This window comes from Stagnihabitans tardus (genome assembly GCF_009925085.1).
Lineage (GTDB): Bacteria > Pseudomonadota > Alphaproteobacteria > Rhodobacterales > Rhodobacteraceae > Stagnihabitans > Stagnihabitans tardus.
This window is the reverse complement of record NZ_JAABNR010000016.1, coordinates 56,107-78,167: the sequence shown is the minus strand read 5'-3', so window position 1 is coordinate 78,167 and position 22,061 is coordinate 56,107. Positions and strand designations below refer to the sequence as shown.

Annotated in this window: 14 protein-coding genes; 6 read left to right on the top strand and 8 right to left on the bottom strand. The window is 63.2% G+C overall.

Features of this window, described 5'->3' with window-relative positions; all coding sequences use genetic code 11:
* Window positions 1-352 precede the first annotated feature (352 nt).
* The 5 genes from GV832_RS15800 to GV832_RS15780 all read right to left on the bottom strand — a co-directional run bounded on the left by GV832_RS15800 (window position 353) and on the right by GV832_RS15780 (window position 7,111).
* Complete coding sequence (locus GV832_RS15800; protein ID WP_227754466.1) at window positions 353-1,720, bottom strand: ISNCY family transposase; 1,368 nt, start codon at window positions 1,718-1,720, stop codon at window positions 353-355.
* A gap of 150 nt (window positions 1,721-1,870) precedes the next feature.
* A complete protein-coding gene (locus tag GV832_RS15795; protein WP_112312855.1) occupies window positions 1,871-3,049 on the bottom strand; it encodes a patatin-like phospholipase family protein in 1,179 nt (392 codons plus the stop codon).
* Window positions 3,039-5,249: an anti-phage 6A-MBL system cap2_3 protein gene (cap2-3, locus tag GV832_RS15790; RefSeq protein ID WP_168775845.1), complete on the bottom strand. Its 2,211-nt coding sequence runs from the start codon at window positions 5,247-5,249 to the stop codon at window positions 3,039-3,041. The genes GV832_RS15795 and cap2-3 overlap by 11 nt, the downstream gene beginning before the upstream one ends.
* Window positions 5,246-6,352 (bottom strand): anti-phage 6A-MBL system MBL-fold protein, encoded by a 1,107-nt coding sequence (gene mblB, locus GV832_RS15785; RefSeq protein WP_112312852.1) that lies wholly within the window; start codon window positions 6,350-6,352, stop codon window positions 5,246-5,248. The genes cap2-3 and mblB overlap by 4 nt, the downstream gene beginning before the upstream one ends.
* A 354-nt stretch (window positions 6,353-6,706) precedes the next feature.
* Window positions 6,707-7,111, bottom strand: coding sequence for a single-stranded DNA-binding protein (locus GV832_RS15780; RefSeq protein WP_112312850.1), 405 nt, complete (start codon window positions 7,109-7,111; stop codon window positions 6,707-6,709).
* Between the two features lie 428 nt (window positions 7,112-7,539).
* On the opposite strand from GV832_RS15780, the gene GV832_RS15775 reads away from it, so the two are divergent.
* The 6 genes from GV832_RS15775 (at window position 7,540) to GV832_RS15750 (ending at window position 15,103) form a co-directional block, all read left to right on the top strand.
* Entirely contained in the window at window positions 7,540-7,860 is a 321-nt protein-coding gene (locus tag GV832_RS15775) for an H-NS histone family protein (protein WP_112312848.1), read from the top strand.
* A 295-nt stretch (window positions 7,861-8,155) separates the two neighbouring features.
* Window positions 8,156-8,491, top strand: a complete 336-nt coding sequence (locus GV832_RS15770; RefSeq protein WP_112312847.1) for a helix-turn-helix domain-containing protein — start codon at window positions 8,156-8,158, stop codon at window positions 8,489-8,491.
* Window positions 8,484-9,731 carry a type II toxin-antitoxin system HipA family toxin gene (locus tag GV832_RS15765; protein ID WP_112312845.1) on the top strand — a complete coding sequence of 416 codons (1,248 nt, stop codon included), beginning with the start codon at window positions 8,484-8,486 and terminating at the stop codon, window positions 9,729-9,731. The genes GV832_RS15770 and GV832_RS15765 overlap by 8 nt, the downstream gene beginning before the upstream one ends.
* The gene (locus tag GV832_RS15760; protein WP_198672326.1) at window positions 9,728-10,855 is read left to right on the top strand and encodes a hypothetical protein; all 1,128 of its coding nucleotides are present in this window, start codon (window positions 9,728-9,730) and stop codon (window positions 10,853-10,855) included. The genes GV832_RS15765 and GV832_RS15760 overlap by 4 nt, the downstream gene beginning before the upstream one ends.
* A 26-nt stretch (window positions 10,856-10,881) precedes the next feature.
* Window positions 10,882-13,554 (top strand): AAA family ATPase, encoded by a 2,673-nt coding sequence (locus GV832_RS15755; RefSeq protein WP_227754465.1) that lies wholly within the window; start codon window positions 10,882-10,884, stop codon window positions 13,552-13,554.
* A gap of 160 nt (window positions 13,555-13,714) precedes the next feature.
* Window positions 13,715-15,103, top strand: a complete 1,389-nt coding sequence (locus GV832_RS15750; protein WP_168775844.1) for an SNIPE associated domain-containing protein — start codon at window positions 13,715-13,717, stop codon at window positions 15,101-15,103.
* 52 nt (window positions 15,104-15,155) lie between these two features.
* Here GV832_RS15750 and GV832_RS15745 read toward each other — a convergent pair whose 3' ends face one another.
* The 3 genes from GV832_RS15745 to GV832_RS15735 form a co-directional block, all read right to left on the bottom strand.
* A complete protein-coding gene (locus GV832_RS15745; RefSeq protein ID WP_168775843.1) occupies window positions 15,156-16,091 on the bottom strand; it encodes a DUF2493 domain-containing protein in 936 nt (311 codons plus the stop codon).
* A 374-nt stretch (window positions 16,092-16,465) separates the two neighbouring features.
* Window positions 16,466-17,497: a DUF7146 domain-containing protein gene (locus tag GV832_RS15740; protein ID WP_168775842.1), complete on the bottom strand. Its 1,032-nt coding sequence runs from the start codon at window positions 17,495-17,497 to the stop codon at window positions 16,466-16,468.
* An 11-nt stretch (window positions 17,498-17,508) separates the two neighbouring features.
* Window positions 17,509-21,885 carry a strawberry notch-like NTP hydrolase domain-containing protein gene (locus GV832_RS15735; RefSeq protein ID WP_168775841.1) on the bottom strand — a complete coding sequence of 1,459 codons (4,377 nt, stop codon included), beginning with the start codon at window positions 21,883-21,885 and terminating at the stop codon, window positions 17,509-17,511.
* Window positions 21,886-22,061 lie beyond the last annotated feature (176 nt).

Genomic DNA, 22,061 nt, shown 5'->3' with positions numbered 1-22,061 from the left:
ATTGGAGGTGGCATCACCTTCGACGACAAGGTCCTGCGCGAAGACGCTGCGGCGAGCGTTTGCGACGGCCGGGTCCGGCCAACGGTCGAGGTCGCCATTTGGGGTATTCATCTTGGTGCCGCCTTAGATCAACTTCGTGCCGCACGACTGGACCAGAAGCGAAACGAAAGGGCAACGCGCGGCGATGTGATCGGCGAAGATGCGCGTCAGGACCGCGGCCCTCAATCTGTTGTCACCAAGTTTATCCGTCGCCTGCTGTGCAAAGTAGAAATGTCGCATGGCGCGGTCGGAGCAGGACCGGGCAGGGCGGAGACCCCCGATATCGCAGGCCTGACCGGTCCTGCGGTCAGGCTCATTCTGCCGCGTGAGGCGCAACTTCCGCCGCACGGCGGTCGGCGCGTTTTCCAGCCCAGCCCTTGGGGCCGGGAGGTTTGCGGCCAGTTGGCGTGTAGCGGGTGCGCTGCTTGCCGATCTTGACCGGCTCGGCAAGTCGGGCGTCCTGGATCTCCTTGGCATAGGCCAGTGCTGCGGAGAGGTGCTTGTTCTCGGTGATCGCGGCATGAGTGACGCGCTGCTGGTCCGGGTCGAAGACTTTGTAGGGCAGAGAGAACCCGTTCCAGCGCACCTCGAACCGTCCATCCGGCCAGGCATAGGTGTCGACATACTTGCCCACGAGGCCGCGCGAGACCTCGCTTTCCTCCAGCATGATCCGCTTCCGCTCATAGGAAAACGTCAGCTGCTGACCGACATAGCGTTCGTCGCGCCAGCAGAGGATGTCGGCCAAGCGGTCCGGGCTTTCGGTCACGGCACGGTGCAGGTTGTCAGGGCGGGCAGGGGTGCGGGCAAATTGCTGGTTGTGGCGCTGGATATAGCCGGGCAGCCAATCGTTGCCCGCAGCCATTCCCGTCACGCCCTCAAGCCGCATCTCCTTGACCAGACGATCCTGCAGGGTGCGGTTCTTGCGTTCAACCCGACCCTTCGCCTGGCTGGAGTTTGCACAGAGAATCTCGATATTTAGCTCGAGAAGCGCACGTCCGAACTGCGTGGCCTGATGCCCGGATTTGGCATCCGCTTTGGCCACCCGAAACACCGAGTGCTTGTCGCTGTAGAAGGCCACCGGCTTGCCGTGCAGGCGCAGATAGCCCGCCAGCATCTCGAAGTAGGCGAAGGTGCTTTCCGAGGGGACGAAGCGCATCTCCTGGATCGCGCCCGTCGCATCATCCACCGCCACGATCAGCGTGCAGGGCGCATCGCGATCCTCAAACCAGCGATGGTCCGAGCCGTCGATCTGGATCAGCTCGCCATAACATTCCCGCCGGAGCCGCGGCCGGTGGAAAACCCGCCGCTGGTTGCGCGACAGCCAAAGCCCGTCCTCAACCATCCACTTGCGCAGGGTCTCGCGCGAGACCTTCACACCATCACGCTCGGCCAGCTTCTCGGCCGCCAAGGTCGGGCCGAAATCGGCATAGCGCTCACGCACGAGGGCAAGAGTCAGATCGCGCAGCCCCTCGAGGGAGCGGTTATTCGACGGTCGGCCACGCGCCTTGTGCCGAAGGGAAACAGCGCCTTCTTCCCGGAACGTCTTCAGCAGGCGCTGAACCTGTCGGTCACTCAGACACAAGACTGACGCAGCTTCTGACGTCGACATTCGCCGAGCTACAACACTCGACAAAACCTCGACGCGGTGAACCTCGCGCTCGCTCATCAGCACCCATCCCATGCCGCCGACTCCTCATGCCAGAAGAACAGGGCGACATTCTAACTTTGCTCAGGTGCGACACTTCTACTTTGCGCCTACACAATCAAGTCGCATAATTTTGATTATGTAATGTAAACATCCATCATACAGGACTGACCCCAGTCCAACAAACTAAGGGCTCTCACGTTTCCAGTGTTGCGCAATGTGAGCCCGAGTGAGCTGCTCACCCCTTTTTGAGATTTTTTCGATCCAGTCAGGCGCCATGGCTGAAAAATTGGTGGGATAGTTGGCAACTTCGTCGGCACTTACCAGGTCCGGCGGAGGATTCAGGATCCGGTCGTCGGCTTGGCCAAGGTAAGGCAGGATGAAGCCCTTCAGAACACCGCCCTTCTGCAAGTCGTATAATCGTTGCATAGTTGCGTTCTGAGATCGTGAGAACATGGTGTCCATCACAGCATACATGCGGGATCCCCAAAAGGTTGGAGCTGAGGACATCGCGATGCTGTAGCCGGCCCGCGAGACTACAAGGCGCTCATACTTACCGACGTGAAGGCTAATCGCTGGGTCACGATCCGACCAAAGCGGCGCAAGGCCCAAGTTATCGTACACGCCCCCATCGGTCAAAACGACCTGCTGGCGAGACCTTTGGCCATTCTTGTTGAAGATCATCGAGAGTTCGAGGGTTGGCAGAAAGGCCGGGTAAGCGGCAGACGCGGTTACCGCGTCGGAAATCCTCACCGACCCAGCGTCCGCAACCCCGCGGCGCCACGAGCCAACGCCGTCCTTCGCGAAGTAGAAGGCTGAGCTGGCCATGATGTCACATGCGACGATGATCAGATTGGGACGATCTTCGCGAAGGTCGGATAGAGTGCGCCCTTCAAAAAGGTCGTCAAGAACGCGCCGCAGCACGGTTGTCCTGCTCGCCCAACGACGTGAGCGACTTTCCAGCAAAAATCCTAGGGATGGCCGAACCGCACGAGGAAACGCCTTCAAGGCAAGCCTTGTGCTCCCCAGGGTTAGGCGGTTCAGCCAAGTTAGCGTGCAGCTTGCAACCGCCTTCGGCCCCTCGGCGGTGGTGAACAGCACTTTGATTGCTGGACGAACGAACCCACGAGTCAGGACCTCAATGATTACGCGCTCAAACTTGTCGAATTCACCTGGGTAGCTGCAATAGAGCGCCGCGACAACGCTGCCGCCGGACACCGCCGAGATCGTCGATACCTCGTCGAGGAGTCCTTCGGACCTCAGCGCCCTGAGGCAGCCGAGATGGAACGCCATGGCCCGGCTTCCGCCACCAGATAGTGCCAATGCAACACGCTCTGGCGCCTTTGATTTAGTGTCACTGTTCATTTGTATGGGACATGGTGCCTTCGAGGCTTACACGGCCCTGCCAGGCAACGCGGAGCCAGGTTTCACGTTCCCCGCAGATCATCATGGCATACGGCACATCAGTAGGATCTAAGTGCCGTGACAAGTAGGCAAAGACCGTCTCGTCGTCTCGGCTAGGTCGAGCTGCCGCATGAACAGGGTGGCTATGCCACTCGCCGACATAGTGCAGTCGACCCGCAGTTTTAGCCGCCATTCCTTCTATGATTGGCCTGAGGTTCCGAGCTCCGCGGACAAAGTAGGTTGGCGCTTGTCGGCTGTCAGGCGGAGCAGGTAAGGCGGCGACAATGTTGACGGTGCCCCGAATAATGTCGAACGTGCCTACCAACACACCACCTGTCTCATTGGGGGCTGCTGCGGCCCTAAGGTCTGCCATCATCGTCAGCACTGATTTGCTGACTGCAATACGAAGGTCGACCGACGTATGTCGATGCACTGGCGAAATCGGCAGCGCTATTGGCACAATGCCCCCAGAGTCAGGGTCGAGCCGCCAAATCACAGCGGTGAGCGCCGTAGAACCGACCAAAGAGACCAACTGGCCAGCGGCAATCCCACACAGGGTCTGCACCTGCCAAGGCGGCAGCGGCCGTGTGAGGTCTTGGCAAGCATTGGCGTATCGGATGCGGTCGATTCTGGCGGCATCGAGATGCCCGGCAAGTCCTGGCGCAGTAGCAGTCGCCAGAAAGTACTGGGCCTCGATCTCGTCAAGACGGGTTGTCCGTCTAGCGTCTTCGGCAAGGATCACAAGGTCAGCCCCATCGGGACTGAAGAAGATGCTGGCGGCTCGCTTTATGTCTTGCCGGTCGGACAAGTGGGCGACGACCGCTGGAGAAGCGCTGAAATCGACCACAAGGTCGGCCAGCGCGAGTTTGTCAGCGTGCGGCTCCATACGAAGAACGTCTGCACGAGTAGCGGTTGCATCAGCCTCAACAAAAAGATGGTTGACCTGATCTGCAAGCGCGTGGGCTTTGGGCGCGCCAACCCACGCATCGCCATAGCTTTGGCGAACTGTGTTGTGGGGCAACACCACATCATCGTCGATGATGGTCCAGGCACCGATCCCGGTTCTCGCAGTGTTCATTACGACGTTGGAGCCGATTGCCCCTGCCCCGATGGCCACAAGTTGCGCATCAGCACGTTCTGGCACCGCTGAATGTGCTCGAGCCGTGCTCCTATCCAAGCGCTGTACAACGCGCCAGCCTTGAAGCTCGATGGTACTCAAGTCTTTGACCAACCGAGGCAGCATGGCTTGCCCAGTAAATACCTTCCCGTTGTCTCGGTGCGTGATCGTCAGACCAAGGCATTCGCCGAAATCCGCCAAAGTGCCGACGGGTTGATAGGCCCAAACCTCCACGGCCTCGTCCGGCCCCTCGGCGGTCCTACGCTTCGGCACGGATACAAGGAGCAGAGGGTAGTGGTCGGCTGCATGAGCCAATTGCTCTGGCGCAACGATCCACTGTCGCATTTCGGTGAAGAGGTTGCCGCCCAGTTCGTCGGATAGTTTCAGCAGGCCGCCAAGGTCATACGGACGCGCGTGCAACGCACCATGTACCTGCGAGGGCAAAACTGTCGAGAAAAGCGCGAAGCGTGGCAAGCCTTCGCTGTCAGACCTCTGATGCGTGTCTAAGCAAATTGTCCAGCGCTCTTCGTGTTCAACCGCACCGACGAGATGCCAAGGACCGACTGGCTCTCCTGCTGGAACGATCAACGTATGGGCCGTACCTGGGATTAACGGCTCAAGGCCCTGTTCATCCTGATGAAGCAGGCCGCTTGCAGTCCGCGACAGCCAATCGCGTAGCCGTTCTATCAAAACTTGTGCAGTTAGCGTCCGCGACAGGTCCTGCCACGCCTCCTCCCAGACGCAAAGGCTTAACCCATCAGCCCCGCGATCCCTGACCGTGTGAACGAGGCCCACTGGGAAGTCGGCACGTAATGAAAGCACTAGTGGGCTCGCAACGTCGCCAGGTGAAAACACAAGGCGCAACGGCTCTACCGGCTGGATCGGGACTACCCGATCCTGTGCCAATTCTGGCTCTATCTCAATGTCAAGCTCACATCCGTCCGCCTTGATCAGTGTCGCGAAGGGATGGTCAACCGATCTAGTCAGATAGCCGACGACCGCTTGAGCGAGCTTGGAGGAGGCCTCCGATACGCCCGCTGTCACAAAGACCCCGCACGAGGCGCGGGAGCGGCTATGACGGCGGGGGTACCACCAGCTGCCTTGCGTACCTTAGCGCCCGTGCCGCCAATCTCGATGACCAGCGGCTTCGGGCTGGTCTTCGAGGGATGCTCCATTGTTACTATAAACTGACCGCCGAGGTCGCGTGCAACCCGCTTGTAGTAATTGACGGCTTGGCGATGAGGCGGCTGAGTCGTGTCCTCGGACGGAATTGGGTCGCTGGTCGAGACTAAGATGCCGGCCGTTCGGCCTTGGGTCTCGTAGAGCCAGCGTAGCCGGTCGACCGGGTCTGTCTCCTCGGCACCCTTCTCCTCCGCGAGCGACGTGTAACTCGAATGGTGGGGGACGTTATTGATATCCCATTCAAGCCGGGTGTCGTTTTTGTGATACCTCGTCACCCGTACTATTCCGTCGATCGTCTCGTGGTCGACATCTGCCGAAAGGATCAGCTTTGTCGCACGGCCTTGGACTTCGAAGGTCGCCTGCACAAACAAGGCTGACGCGTTGCGCACGATGACGCCGTTATCAGTGTGCTCGGCGAACGGCGAATGCGCGAAAAACTCCACACTGTCTGAGGCCAGGTTGAACTCCGGGCAAAGCGTACCTGCGTCGCTAATTAGGTTGCGACGCTTTGACGGTTCGATGTCACGATCCCGGAGGAACTGGTCCAGCGCGTCCGGCCTCGAGAAGACCCGGATGCCCTTGCCCTCGATAAACCTATGCCGCGCCTCCGCTCGAAGTGTCCGGGCCTGACCCTCCACACCCTCCTCAAGTATGGCAGTGGCGGGCACCCACATCGTCTTAATTTTGATGCGGTCGCCGCCTTGGTACTTGGCCGCATGCTCCAGATGGAATACGTCCTTCGCGCGATTGCAATGATCGGTGTCGAGGTGAGTGAAGGCGACGACATCGATCTCCTTGTCGTCGCCCAGGCACTCCCGCAACTCTTTCTCAAGATCGCAGCGCTTGTCTGAGGCATCGTCCTTGTTACGCATGTCTGCGAAGTCGAAGAGCGCGAGACGGCCGTTCTCAAGCTCGATCAAGCAGCTGTCGGCGTTACCAATGTTGAAAAAGCGGACAATGTGCAAATCTAATCCCTCACACCTAAGGCCGGCCTGCTTGCCTAAAGTCGAACATAAAGAGAACTTGCGGCTGCCTCAAGAGCGTTGTGACGGAGGATGATACCGGCTGAGCCCGCTACCGCTTTCGCTGCAGCATTGGCCGTTGAGCACTGGCGTCAGTTCACACTGGCTACTTCCTTGCAGTGGTCCTTGACTTGCATACTCCACAGTCGGCTTCGTGCTGCGCCGTTTAAGAATGGCCACTTCGAAGAGAATCTCCTGCACCCTATATGGGCTGAGCGTCGTCGAACGGCCCCCTCCCGACTAAGCCGACGGTCCAGCCCGGCGGGTTTTCCCGCCGGGCCAGCTTGTCGGTCGGCTTCAGAAGCCGACCTCGTCGTCGCGATCGACCAGTTCGGGCGCATCGCCCTCGGCCGCCTTCGGGCGGCTGAGGAAGTCGATCTTCTCGGCGATGATCTCGCAGCCGTAGCGGTCGACGCCCGCCGCGTCGGTCCACTTCGTGTAGTGGATCCGGCCCTGCACCAGAACCTTCATGCCCTTCTCGCAGTTCTCGGCGACCGACTTGCCGAGCCCGTTGAAGCAGGTGATGCGGTGCCATTCGGTATCCATCACGCGGTAGCCGTGCTCGTCGCGGACCGCGCGGCCTTCCGAGAGGCGGGGGCGCGAGGTGGCCAGGGTGAAGTGGGTGATCTTCGTGCCGCCTTGGGTGGTGCGGGCTTCCGGGGCCTGACCGATGTTGCCGGCGAGGATGACGATGTTCTGCATGGTGGTTCTCCTGAGTTTCCGCTGAAGGGACCATCCCTTCGACAAGACCCGGCAGAAGCCTGTCGGGAGACGTCCGCACGGCTGGGCCTAGACCAGCCGGAAACCTCCGAGGGCCCGGGGTGGCGCGGGCAGGACGCTTTGCGGCCAACACGGCCCGGGCAGGAGTTGGGGTTGCGTGCAGGAAACCGAACAGGCTTAGGGGACTGTCCGTCGAAGGGGAGGTGCCTCAGCCGGATCACAGGGGGAGAAACCCAAGCAGACACGCCCAGACCGATCTCATCCGGCAATGTCAGGCCCCAGGGGGAAAGAACCCGGGAAGAGGAGAGAGTACGATCACCACGTCCACCCGAGCCCCCTGCCCCGCTCGTCTCTTGCCGCGCGGTCCTTGCACGACTACGCCTGCTGTATTGGATCAACCGGAGCACCCGATGCCTGATTTCAACCTGGCCACCATGTCGCTCGCAGACCTGCGCGACTTGCAGAAGTCCGTGGCCAAGGCCATCTCCACCTTCGAAAATCGGCAAAAGGCGGAAGCCCGCGAAAAGGTCGAGATGCTCGCCAAGGACCTTGGCTTCACTCTTGCCGAACTGGCAGGACTGGGGGAGCCGAAACGCAAGCGGTCGCCCTCGACGAAAACCTTCCGACATCCGGAGAACCCGACCCTCACCTGGTCCGGGCGGGGACGCAAGCCGGGCTGGTTTGCCGCCCATGTCGATGCAGGCAAAGACCCAGACGTGCTGCTCGGCTGACTTGCGGGAATCGCTGTCCAATGGACCGCCTCGCCCCATTTGCTGTTTGCGAGGATCGCGAAGCCGACCCCGCGTAGCCGCAGTGTTCCCGTCGATCGGGCCGACCTAAAGGTGAAAGGCCCTGGCGGCGGCGGCCGCCACCCTCGTACGCCCGACGCAATGGGTGGGGAGTAGCCAGTGACAGTGCGGCTGGGCTTTTCCCGCTGCCGGAAAGCGCAAGTCATCCCGAGTGGGGCTAGAAAAATTGTAATCTTCGTGCTACATATTTTGAAAATCTGTAGTGCGAAGGTGGCAAATGCCTACTCCACATACTCCTCCTGCGGCCGTGCGCCGCGCCCTTCGGAAGCTCGGCGCGGATATCCACGATGCCAGACGCCGTCGAAAGCTACCGATGGCGGTCGTCGCGGAGCGCGCCTTCACGTCCCGTTCGACCTTGCAAAAGGTCGAAGCCGGCGACACAAATGTTAGCATCGGCATCTATGCAGGCATACTTCAGGCTCTTGGCCTGCTTGAAGGTCTTGGTCAAGTTGCGGACATAAGCAACGACAGCGTCGGGCAGGCACTGGCGAGTGCCGATCTGCCAAAGCACATTCATCTCAAGCGGCCAACGAGGTCGTCCCGCGATGGCTGACTTCGAAGTCCATATCGATCTCCACGGTCGCACTCGCCCGATCGGACTGGCGAGAAGCAACCGCGTTCGCGGCACAGAGACCATCCTTTTCGAATATGACGGCGCTTGGCTTGAGGACGCCGAGCGCTTCTCACTCGAGCCCGCGCTTGCTCTCACGCGTGGCGCCTTCGCTCCTCCGGCCGGACTGGTGACCTTCGGATCCATCGGCGACTCCGCGCCAGATACGTGGGGCCGCCGCCTCATGCAGCGCGCTGAGCGACGCTTCGCCGACCGCGAGGGCCGCGCAGTCCGCACGCTCGCGGAAAGTGACTACCTGCTCGGGGTCGCAGATGAGACGCGGCTCGGCGCGTTACGATTTCGCTGGGTCGGCGAAGAGGCCTTCCAAGCGCCGATCAGGGCCGGCGTGCCGGCCCTGATCGAGCTGGGCCGTCTGCTTCAGATCACCGAGCGGATTCTCCGGGACGAGGAAACGGACGAAGACCTTCAACTGATCTTCGCGCCCGGCTCCTCCCTCGGCGGTGCACGGCCGAAGGCCTCGGTCATCGACCAACATGGCCATCTCTCCATCGCCAAGTTCCCGAAGGAGACCGACGACTACAGCATGGAAACCTGGGAGGAGATCGCGCTGCGGCTGGCCGGCCAAGCCGGCATCGCCACCCCGCAACACGAACTTGTCGAAGTGGCCGGCAAGTCGGTGATGCTATCGCGACGCTTCGATCGCGATGGCGCGATCCGCATCCCGTTCCTGTCCGCAATGGCGATGATGGGCGCCAGGGACGGCGAGCGTGGCAGCTACCCCGAGATCGTCGATGCCCTGGCCCAGCATGGCGCGCAGGGAAAGACGGACGCCCACGCGCTCTATCGGCGCGTCGCCTTCAATGTGCTGATCTCCAATGTCGACGATCATCTGCGCAACCACGGCTTTCTCTGGCTCGGCAAGGCCGGGTGGTCGCTCTCGCCCGCCTATGACCTCAATCCGGTGCCCACCGATCTCAAGGCGCGTGTGCTGACGACGAACATCGACCTCGACGAGGGAACCTGCTCGCTCGATCTGCTCGAACAGGCGTCGGAATATTTCGCACTCACGCTGGCGCAAGCCCGAGCGATCATCAAAGAGGTCGCGACCGTGACCGCGACATGGCGCGAGACCGCGAAGGCCGTCGGCGCCCGGTCGGCTGAGATCACCCGCATGGCCAGCGCCTTCGAGCATGACGATCTCACGCGGGCGCTGGCGCTATGACCAGGACCTTTTTTCATAGCTTCGATCCGCAAGCCGCAAGCCCGGTCTCCGGGGCCACCGTTGATCTAGAAGTCTCCGAGATCGAGGATGCCGGTATCCGGGAGGTGCTGCAGACGCCAGGCGCAGCCTATGGCGCCTGGTCGATCCTCGATGCGCTGTTGACCCCGACCGGCGCAGGCACGCCGTTCGTGTTCAGGGAGCCGCTCGGTCAAGCACGGGAGGTCAAGGTCGCGCTCTCGGGCTTGTTCGGACGGTTCGTCGCGCGTGCCTACCTCGAGCGCTACTTCAACCTCTCGATCTTCGCCCATCTCGGCAGCCGCACGATCGACCTTGATCGCCGCCGTCAGGTCAAGATCACGCGCCTATCCCGCGGCGACCTGCCCGACTGGATCGCCTGCGCATCCGACCTGTCGTCGCTGACTGTCGCCGAAGCCAAGGGTTGCCATGATGTCGGCGGTCCCGCCAAAGCGCTGGACCGAGCATGGGCGCAGGCCCGGCGGATCGACGTCACCGCCCGAGGCCGCAAGGTCACGGTGAAGCGTATCGCGATCGCCACGCGCTGGGGAATGGCGACGGCCGGTCCAGCCGATGCCCGCCTTTCGGTTCGGGACCCGGTCGAGGAAGGCGAGCCGCATACCCAGGAGGAGAAGGACGCGCTCTTCATCGGCATGCTTCGGCTCCATATCGCCAATCTCATCAAACCGCTCGGGCATGCCGAACTAGCGGACGCGCTTCGCGGCCTCACACTGCAATCATTCCCGCGAAGGCTCGAAGGTGAGACCCAGCGGGCGCGATCGCTGCTCGACACATCCCCGGTGCGGGATGTGGACAAGGCGAGCGCCGCCATGGACGGTCTGATCGGCGGCATCGTCACCCGCGCGGGACCGCTTACCGACACCGGCGTTGAGCCTGCCGATCAAGAAGCACTCTCCCGCCTTAATCTCCGGCCAGTCTTTGTCGGGGTCGAGCACGAGCTCATTCGCGCTGCTATCGATGCCGAGCCGCAAGCCATTCGCAGCCGTCTCGCCGAAAAAGGGAGTCCGGACGAGTTTGCACGACCGGACCGTGCCGGCGGCTGGATCATTCCGCTTGGCCAAGAGCGGCGCATCATAGGCGGCATCTGAGACAACGACGGCGGAAGACAAGCATCATGGAAAACGGCCCGCCAGACCATGCGGGCAGGATCGGGGCAGAAGACATGGACGCGCAGGAGAATGACCTCTCGAACGAAGCCGCAGCACTTGCCGACATTCTCAAATGGTCGGCGGATCTGCCCGCCTGGCAGCGCGATGCGCTCAGGCGGCTGTGCGGTCAGTCCAAGCTGGAGACTGCCGACATCACGGCGCTCGTCGCGATCTGCAAAGGCGCTGATGCCGGCAGTCCGCTCGATGCGAACCACGTCAGGGATCCTGCAGCCAGCCACGCCGTCGTCAGCCTCAACGCTCTCCATGGCCTCTCGCACGTCAATGCCCTTGCGCCTGGAGAGCGGCTGAGCTTCGGCAAATCCGGCCTCACCGTCATTTATGGCGATAATGGCGCCGGCAAGTCCGGCTACGCCCGGGTCCTCAAGCAGCTCTGCCGCGCGCGGTCGCCGAAAGGCGACGCGATCCTCCCCAACATCTATGCGGCCGGCTCGGGCACTCCCGCGGCCAGCATCGACTTCTTTATCGGCGCCCAGAAACGAAGCGCGTCATGGACCCAGGGTAGTCCGCCGGACGCCATGCTCTCCGCCGTGAGCGTGTTCGACTCGCGGACTGCCAACGTCCATGTCGAGAACACCAACGATCTCGCCTACACGCCGCTGCCGCTCCGCATCCTCGCGGGGCTGGCGCAGGCCTGTCAGGACGTCAAAGCCACACTGGCTGCCGAGGTGAAGGCGCTCCAGGAACAGACCCCGGCCGTTCTTTCCAAACCCGAATGCAAGCCGGAGACTATAGTCGGCAAGCTGATCTCTGGCCTGTCGGGCAAGACCAAACCGGAGACCGTCGAGAAACTTGCCGGTCTGTCGGCCGAGGAAGAACCCCGACTTCAAACGCTCAACATCGACTTGGCCAGCGACCCGGCCCGCACCGTTCGCCAGCTCCAGGGCCAGGAAGCCCGGATCAAGTCAGCGATCGAGCAGCTTGATCGGCTGATCGCCGCCGCAACCGACGAAAGCCGGGTGGCGCTACGCGTGGCCCACACGCAACGTGCGACGGCGCGCTCTGCCGCTGCGGCCGCCTCAGCCAACCTGTTCGCTGATGAACCTCTGCCCGACATCGGCTCAGACGTCTGGAAGGCCCTGTGGGAGGCGGCCCGGGATTATTCGCGCGCCTCCGCCTATCCCGACCGCCCGTTCCCTGTAACCGAGATTGGCGCCCATTGCGTCCTGTGTCAGCAGCTGCTCAGCGAGGAAGCCTCCAAGCGGCTCAGCAGTTTCGAGGCTTTCGTGCAGGACGAGAGCAAGCGCCGCGAACAGGAGGCGGCGACCGCATATACCGAAAAGCTCGAGGAGATCTCGGCGCACGCCGTCTCCATGCAGGATCTCATGGCGATCGTTGCGATGATCCGCGATGATGTCGGCCAGGAGGAAGCCGCGAACACCCTTCGCCGCCAGATTCTCCAATCGGCGTGGCGGCTGCGCGCTATCCTGAGAACCCACGGCCTTGCGGTCCTGCCTGATCTTCCGGCGTCTGGCGCCATCTCGCTCGATCCCCTGCGCACGGCGCTCAGCGGCATCGCCACGCGCATCGAAGGCCTCCAGTCGGAAGCCAACTCCCCGCAGCGCGCCGCGCTTATCGCCGAGCGCGATGGCCTTGCCGATCGCAAATGGCTCGGCGTGGTGAAAGCCGATGTGCTGGCCCAGATTGATCGCCTCAAGGTCATCGAGGCGGTCGAGAAAGCCAGCAAGGACACCGCGACGAACAAGATCACCACTCAGAGCGCCCGTATCGCCCAGGCGCTGGTCACCAACCGCCTGCGCGGGCGGTTCGCGATCGAGGTAGACAAGCTCGGCGTCGCCGGCCTCGCTATCGAACTTCAGCAAGCTAAGACAACCGCTGGCGTCCCCTTCTTCCAAGTCCGACTGATCAACAAGCCGAGCGAACCGGTCGGCAAGGTCTTGAGCGAAGGCGAGCATCGATGCGTCGCGCTCGCCGCTTTTCTTGCCGAGTTGTCGACCATCGACGCGCAATCCGCGATCGTGTTCGATGATCCCGTCTCCTCGCTCGACCATTTGCATCGCGACAGGGTGGCGGTCCGGTTGGCCGAGGCCGGCCAGACGCGCCAGGTCATCGTCTTCACCCACGACATGGCGTTCCTGCTTCTCCTTGATGAGGCCTGTCGAGCAACCAGAGACCGTGAGGCGACGCCCGTGGCATACCGCTTGATCAGCCGCGGGACGGAGAATGCGGGCTACTGTCATCAGGATCCACCGGCCAGCGTCATGCCGATCGACAAGGTGATCGACGGAATGAAGACCCACTTGGCCAACGTGAAAATCCATCACGAACGCGGCGACCAGGCGAAATGGCTGCGCGAGGTGACGTCCTTCCAAGACCAGCTCCGCACGACCTGGGAGCGCGCCGTCGAGGAGGTTGTAGGACCTGTGATCCGCCGCCTGTCCCGCAAGGTGGACACGACGGGCCTCATCAAGCTTACCGTCCTCACCCATGTCGATTGCACCGCCATGCGGGAAGCGTTCGGGCGTTGCTCGGCACTCCTTCACAGTCAGCCCGGTGAAATCAATCCCAGGCTGCCCGCGCCATCGGTTGTCGAAGCAGAAATCGACGCCCTGGAAAAGTGGATCGCCGACATTCGGTCGCGGCAGGAGAAGGCCGCATGACTGAGCCGACGATGCCTCAAGCCACCTAGTCGGCGGGTCCCGTCCCAGACCACCTTTGGTAACGAGATCAGGCCTGCCCGGCGACAATGGCAAAGATTCAATCTTGAGATGAGAACAACGCCCACGCATTCTGCGGTGAAATGGCATTTCAGGGGGCATTATGAATCCGGTCGTAATCGTCATGTTGGTTTGGTTCGCGCTCGCCCCGATTTTTCTGGTCCTGTGGCTGATCGCCAGGCGGAAATTGAAACGGAAGACCACCGAAGCCGAGACCGCGGCGACGGCCCACAAAGAAGCGCTCGCCAAACTTACGGCGGACCACGAGGCGACCAAGGCCAAATATGCCGGGATCATTTCCCAAGAGGTCGAGGTCGCGCGTCTGCAAGGCATAGCCACCTCGCTCACCTCGGACATCGAGCGCCTCCGTGCCTCCTATGCCGAAAAGCGGGCTTTGTTCGACCGGCTGGAGAGTCAGGTTGCCATCTATGACGAACGATTGGCCTTTGCCGAACTGGGCCTTTACGAACCGCATTTCGATTTCACCGACAGCGAGGAATTCAAGGCAAAGATCGTCGAAGTCCGGGATCGCCAGAAAGCAATGGTCTCGGCCAAACAGGCGGCCCTCTGCCCCACCGAATGGACCGTGGATGGCAGCAAGGCGAAGGGCGCAACGATGATCAATCGTCAGATGCGGCTGACAATGCGGGCCTTCAACAACGAGTGCGAAGCCGCCATTGCAAATGTCCGCTGGAACAATGTGGTCGCGATGGAGAAGCGGGTCCTGGCGGCCGCCGCTTCGATCGACAAAGAAAACACGTCGATGAAGCTGTCGCTCAACGATCGCTTCGTCGCACTCAAGATCGAGGAACTCCGCCTGACGCATGAATATCGCGAACAGCTGAAGCGCGAAAAGGAAGAGCGCGCGGAAATGGCGCGGGCCGAGAAGGAAGAAAAGAAGTTGCTGGCCGAGGCAGAGGCGGCCGAGCGGGAAGAGGCCAAGTACCAGGCCCTTCTGGAGAAGGCCCGCAAGGAGGCGAATGGCGAGGGCAACGCCCAAAGGATCGCCGAATTGGAAGCCGCATTGGCCGCGGCACATCTCGCCAGTGAGCGCGCCCGCGCCATGGCCGAAATGACGAAGTCCGGCTATGTCTACATCATCTCGAACGTGGGTTCGTTTGGCGACGATGTCGTGAAAATCGGGCTGACCCGGCGGCTCGATCCCGATGACCGGGTCCGCGAACTCGGGGATGCGAGCGTCCCGTTCAGCTTCGATACCCATGCCATGATCTACAGCGACGCAGCTCCCGCTCTCGAAGCGGCCCTTCACAAGGAATTCGCCGAAAAGCGGATCAACATGTCGAATTTCCGGAAGGAGTTCTTCCGGGTTTCGCTGGATGACGTCGAGGCAGCGGTCACGCGGCTGGCGCCGACTGCCGGGTTCTTCAAGGATCGGGAGGCGCAGGAATGGCACGAAACTCTTGCCCGCCGAAATGCCAGCCTCGCTGACATGCAGTCGGCGGCAGCAAGAGAACTGCCCGCTTCGATCTGAAGGACCCACTTCTCGGGGCGAAGAGACTTTCGCCCGTAAAGAGTCGGGGGGCTCACGCCCCCCTCTCGAACTTCACCACCGGGATACCCAGCTTCTTGGCCTTGTCGGCGAGGTTCTCCTGAATGCCATTGCCCGGGAAGACGAGGACGCCGACGGGCAGCACATCCAGCATGGCGTCGTTGCGCTTGAAGGGGGCGGCCTTGGCGTGCTTGGTCCAGTCGGGCTTGAAGGCAACCTGTGTCACGCCCCGGGCCTCGGCCCATTTGGCGGCGATGAGTTCGGTGCCCTTGGGGCTGCCACCGTGCAGCAGGACCATGTCGGGATACTTGGTCCGGACTTGGTCAAGCTTGCCCCAGATCAGGCGGTGATCGTTGAAGTCGTTCCCACCGGTAAGGGCGACCTTGGGGCCTGCGGGCAGCATCACTTCGGTCTCGGCGCGGCGCTTGGCGGCAAGGAAATCGCGGCTGTCGATCAGGGCGGCGGTCAGGTGCTGGTGGTTCACCATCGAGCCGGTGCGGGGCCGCCAGGTCGAGCCCGTGTGATGCCAGAACTCGGTCGCGGCGTGATCACGCATCATGTCCATGCAGTTCCGCCGTTCGGTGAGGGTCAGGCCCTCGGCCACCTGGCGCTCGAGTTCGGTCGATTTCACCTCGGAGCCGTCCTGCTCGCGCTGAAGGCGGCGCTGCGCCTGTTCGTTGTCGTCAAGCGACCGTTCGATCCGGGCCGTGGCGCGGTGGAAGAGGTTGACCTGGCCCCAGAGCACTTCTTCGAGGTCGGGTTCCATCCGGGTGTCAGCAAGGCTCGCGACGAGGGCGTCGAAGATATCGGCGACGGCGCCGCGCAGGCGGTCCGCGTCGGGCATCGGGCGCGGATCGGGCTCGTCATCAAAGGGGCGGTAGCCGTAGAGCTGCAGCTCTTCAAGCGCATGGGCGGTCTGGGAGGCGGTGTGGGCGGGTTCATAGGCGTCGTCGCGGGTTTGGAACGTCATCTTCTTCTGGCCTCCGGGGCTCTCTCTGGTCCGCGCCTCATCCCGCGCGGCCTTCATGGGCAGCGAAAGCCGTCGGGGGGCAGTATCCTTCACCCGCCCTTTTGCGGGCCGGAACGCATGTGGAGGAGGACGGGGGGGCGGCTGATTTGACTTTCGCGATGCAAAGGCGGGGCTTGCCCCGCCGGCGGAAATCAGTCGCCCCCCGTCCTTGAAGGGTACTGACCTTTGACGGCCGCCTGCCCATCTCTTGAAGGCCGTGTGGGGGAGGGGTGGATCAGTTAGCCCTGGAAGGAGGCGAGGGAGGACGGTCCTGACCCGCGATGGATCTGCACCCCCCTGCCCCACCGTTCAGACTACCCCTGCGCGGAGGTGCCTCAGCTCTCCAGGCGCTGCCGATCCTCGGACCTGATCTGGCATACCAGATGCTGACGCAAGGCCGCTGCGCCGTCGGCCCTGAGATCGTCGTTGAAATCCCCGTGCCGCGGTTCCAGCACCCGGGGCTCAATCCCGGCCTCGTTGGCTCTGGCACTCAACCTCTCTGCCGCGCGGTGCCCTGCCGGATCGCGGTCGATGGCGATGTAGAGGCGCTGCAGCCCCGGGGGCAGCAGGAGGGCTCCGAGGTGACCGGACGAAAGCGCAGCCCAGGTCGGAAGGCCGGGGGCCGCCTCACGGACGGACAGCATGGTCTCGATGCCTTCGCCGACGACGAGGATGTCATTACATGGGGTCAGCCTGACTGCATTGCCCAGAAGGTGGCCCATCGCCCGCCGCTGGATCTCGACCTGCGCCTTGTCCTTGCCGTCAGGTGCAAGCCAGGTGCGATGCACGCCCTGCAGGCCCCCTGCCCCATCGGTGACCGCAGCGATCAGTGCTGGTCGGGGGAGGCTCTCGGTCTGACCCTCATCCCGATGCCAGCACTTTGGGTGGAAGCGTAAGGCGCTGCTCGTCGCCCCACAGGTGATGCCGCGAGCGCGAAGATAAGTTTCCGCAAGCGTGCCTGTGATCGGCACGGAGGCTGTATAGAGGCGCGCGGCGGCTTCTGGTGTGCCGCCCGGGGTCTTGGTCTTTCTGGGTGAAAGGTTATCCGGGACGACCGGTGCCGGACGGCCAAGATGCGCGCGGGCCTCGGCCAGGAGATCGGGGAAGCGAGTGATCCCCGTGCGTTCGCGGATGATGTCGAGAAGGTCACCGTGATCGCCGGTTGCGGCATCGGTGTATTTCCCAGCCGTACCCGGTCCGGAGGTCGGCCCCGTGAGCCGCACGAACAGCGAGCGGCCGGGATTGTTCTGCAGATCGCCCACCATCCAGTAAGAGCCTTCCCGCTTGCCGGCGGGAAGGTAGTGACGGCAGACGCTTTCGGCGTTTTGCGCGAGATCACGCAGGATGTCTTCGGTTTCCAATGACATGAGCACTCTAATCAACCTTGGCGTGCATGTAGGGCTTGCACCGGGAACCGCGCAAGGAGGGTGCAGAGAATGGGGACACCTGAAGCATCGGTGGGGCAGAAAAGCCGAAGCTTCCAGGCGATGATTTCCGAGAAGAACCCATCGGCCTTGAGCCGATCCTTCTGATGAGCGGTGAAGCCCGAGAGCTCGATCCGGTTGACCCCCATGACCCGAGAGCGGTGCAGTTCCAGCCCCTCGGCGAGTTTGACGACGGTTTTGCCCTCGAGCAGCAGGGCATGGACTTCGACCGGAGTCAGGCTGGGCGCCGCACCCTTGGCGAGCGTCGTGGCCACCCAAGCGGGCGAGACCCTGCGGCCGATAATGCGCTGACCGTCATCGGTCTGCAGCCGATAGACCCGGGTTTCGTCCTGGGGGAGGGTTTTCCAGATCGGCAGCAGGAGGCCTGCCACGATATGCAAGGTGGATTCCGAAAACTCGGGCACCTCGGCAAGTTCGACCTCCCATGCGGCAGAAAACGCCGCGCGGTCAGCCTCGAGCCAATGCGTGTCTTCCATCATTTTGGTCGGAACGGTCGCCGCCTCCATCGGTCGGATCAGCCGGATGCGAGGTTCCATCGTGCCGTCCTCCAGCATCAGGCTGGTGGCGGACACCTGCACCGCAGCGCGGCCTGAGCGGGAGTTGACCAGCAGCCGGGCCTTGGGGTCGTCCAGCCAGTCGAGTGCGTCAGCCAGCGAGGTGGGACGGTTTCTGACGCGCTGCGCGATGGTCAGAAGCTGGGTTTCGGCGCTTGATCCAGGATGGGTGTAGATCACCTTGGCGTCCGTAACACGGAAGCTCTCGGCGCGGAGCGTCTCGAGGCCGAGGTCATAGACCCCGGCAGCGATCGCGCCTTCGATCCTTGCGTCGAGCAAGGTCTCGAATTCCGTGAAGAGCACGCCCTGCATCGCGATGGTCAGGGCCAGCAGGCGGTTGAGGAAGGTGGTAATCGGCGGCAGATCATCCTTCAGACCATTGGCGTCGGTGAGCGTGAGGCCAGTGGCGTCTTCGAACTCACCGAGCGAGCAGCCCGCCACATCGCCGCGATAGATCCGGCGATAGAGCTGCCGCAGTGCGTCGCGGGCATAGGGGGATTCGAGGTTGTCCTCCGGCCGGAACAGCCCCTGACCACCGGTCTGGCGCTGGCCCCGTGTGATGGCACCGAGCGTGTCGAGGCGGCGCGCGATGGTCGAAAGGAACCTCTTTTCCGCCTTCACATCGGTGGCCACTGGCCTGAAGAGCGGCGGCTGCGCCTGATTGGTGCGGTTGGTCCGCCCCAGGCCTTGAATTGCCGCGTCTGCCTTCCAGCCCGGCTCGAGGAGATAGTGCACTCGCAGGCGCTGGTTTTTCGCGCCGAGATCGGCGTGGTAGCTGCGCCCAGTACCCCCGGCATCCGAGAAGATAAGGACGCGCTTGGCGTCATCCATGAAGGCCGCCGTCTCGGCGAGGTTGGCCGACCCGGCGCGGGTCTCGACAACAAGCCGCGCAGCCGAACCCTCGCCTTTTCGCACGATGCGCCGCGACCGCCCGGTAACCTCGGCGACCATATCGGTGCCGAAATGCTGGACCACTTGATCCAGCGCCCCGGGGACCGGCGGCAGCGAAGCCAGGCGCTCGATCAGCCCATCGCGGCGGCGCACCGCCTCGCGGCATTCCACGGGCTGGCCATCGCGGGTGACGGGCCGCGAGGAGAGATTGCCCTCGCTGTCAGTGAAAGGCTCATAGAGTTGCACAGGGAATGAATGCTGAAGGTAATCCAGACAGGCCTCGCGCGGCGTGATGTCGACGCGGACGTCGCCCCAGTCCTCGGTCGGGATTTCCGACAGGCGGCGTTCCATCAGTGCCTCGCCGGTCGAGACGATCTGGATCACCGCGGCGTGGCCCGCCGCAAGATCGGCCTCGATGGCGCAGGTCAGGCTTGGTGTTTTCATCCCGGACAGGAGATGGCCGAAGAAGCGCTGCTTGGCGGATTCAAAAGCTGAACGCGCGGCGGACTTGGCCTGCGCGTTCAACGTGCCGCCCTCTCCGGTAATGTTGGCCGCCTCCAGCGCGGCGGCGAGATTGCGATGAATCACGCCGAACGCGACGGCATAAGCATCGTAGACCTCGCGCTGGTCTGGCGTCAGCTCATGGACCAGCATCTCATATTCGACGCCGTCATAGGAGAGCGACCGCGCCGTGTAGAGGCCAAGCGCCCGGAGATCGCGGGCGAGGACCTCCATGGCGGCGACGCCGCCGGCCTCAATGGCTTGCACGAACTCCCCGCGTGTGGCGAAGGGGAAATCCTCCCCACCCCAAAGGCCGAGACGCTGCGCATAGGCCAGGTTATGGACCGTGGTCGCCCCTGTGGCCGAGACATAGACCACCCGGGCGTTTGGCAGCTTGTGCTGCAGCCGCAGGCCCGCCCTGCCCTGCTGCGAAGCCTCGGTGTCGCCGCGGTCACCCTTCGATCCTGCCGCGTTCGCCATGGCATGGCTTTCGTCAAAGAGGATGACCCCGTCGAAGTCTGGCCCCAACCAGTCGATGATCTGGTCGACGCGGGATTTCTTGGCCCCGCGCTCCTCGGACCGCAGGGTGGCATAGGTCGTGAAAAGGATCCCAGCGGAGAGGGTGATGTCGCGACCTTGGGCGAAGCGCGACAGCGGCGTGACTTGAAGCCGCTCCTGGCCAAGGGCAGACCAGTCGCGCTGCGCATCCTCGAGGAGCTTGTCGCTCTTCGAGATCCAGAGGGCTTTGCGGCGGCCTTGGGCCCAGTTGTCGAGGAGGATCCCGGCCGACTGGCGGCCTTTGCCCGCCCCCGTGCCATCGCCGAGGAAGAATCCGCGCCGGAAACGGACGGCGGCGGGGTCATCGTCCGGCGCGGCGGCGACCATGTCGCCGGTGTCATCGACGGTCCAGGATCCCGCCAAGTGCGCGCCATGCGCTTCGCCCGCATAGATCACCGTCTCGAGCTGCGCGTCGGAGAGAAGGCCGTCGCGCAGGACTGCAGCGGGAAGTTTCGGGCGATAGGTCGGCTTCGGTGGTGCGACAGAGGCCATGGCCGCTGACTGCACCAACTTCGTCGGGTGCGGCGCGGCGCCGGGGATGTCGATGGCCTGCAGGCGGAAGGTCTCGTAGATCGCATCCGACAGGCGCACGGAGCCAGGGTCGTCCGCCGTCTCGCTCAGGGTGTAGCTTAGGTCCTCGGCGTCGAGTGCGACGACATGCTTGGCGGCACTATTGGTCGGGGGCGCTGCCCGCAAGGCTCTGACCGCGGTGCTGGGGGCACGGGCAGGATTTCCCGAGAAGGGAGAAGAGGGGCGGGGGCGAGCGACAATGCCTTCTGCCAAGGCGAGGCGCGGTGGGACATCCGTCACGATCCGGGCCAGGAGCTCTGCAGGGTCAGCGCACATGGTCTGGGCGATATCAGCGGTTATACCGCCCAATTCCCCGCCACGGCATTTGTCGAAGACCGAAATCCGCGTCTCGAAGCTGGTGCCGTGCTTAGCAAAGGCGGCTCCGGACACCGCGCCGGTAAACACCAAGGTGGCGCTCTCGGTCAGCCGGGCGAAGGTCTCGGCCCAGGCAGGGGCGTCCGGTACGAAACCCGCCCCGGTGATCGCGACCAGGCGCCCGCCGGGCACAAGCCGCGCAAGCGCCGAGCGCAGATGCCGGACCGTTGCCTCGGTGTTGCGGCCATCGACATGGGCCACAGCCGAAAACGGCGGGTTCATCAGGATCACGCTCGGGCGGATCCCGGGATCGAGGTGGTCGTCGATCTGCGCAGCGTCAAACCGCGTGACCGGGGCACCCGGGAAGAGGAGTGCCAAGAGTTCGGCGCGGGTTTCGGCCAGCTCGTTCAGTGCCACCGCCGCGCCGGTCATTTCGGCCAGAATGGCAAGGAGTCCGGTTCCGGCCGAAGGCTCGAGAACCAGTTCACCGGGCGTGATCTGCGCCGCAGCCAAGGCCGCCAGCCCCATGGGCAAGGGCGTACTGAACTGCTGGAAGCGCTCCATCTCTTCCGAACGCCGGGTGTGGGTTGGCACAAGGCTCGAGAGCTTGGCGAGTATCGGCGCCAGCGCGGTGGGCGAGCCAGCCCGGGCAAGAAGCGCACGACCAAATTTGCGCAGGAAAAGGACCAGCGCAACCTCGCAGGCTTCATAAGCCAGCTTCCAGTCCCAGGCGCCCGCAGCATCGGAGCCGCCGAAGGCACGCTCCATTTCGAGTCGCAGGCGCAATGCGTCGATCTGAAAACCCTGCGCAAGATCAGGCTGCAGCGCGGCGGCGACGGCGAGAATGCGGGCGGCGATCGAGGGAACGGGCGGCAACGCCAAAGGCGGCGCAGCCAGAATGGCAGGCGGAAGGTAGGTCATCGGGGAACTCCGGGATCAGGGGATGGTCAAGCCCCGGGAGACACCTCTCTCGGCATCCCTCGGGCTCGCCCCTGCCCCCTCCCCGCTCTGCCTCTGGCCGGCCGCAACCGGCGCAGATCGGCAAGGGCGTCAAGCCGCCCCTCCTTGCATTTGTTCCTTATTTGTTCTATATGTGA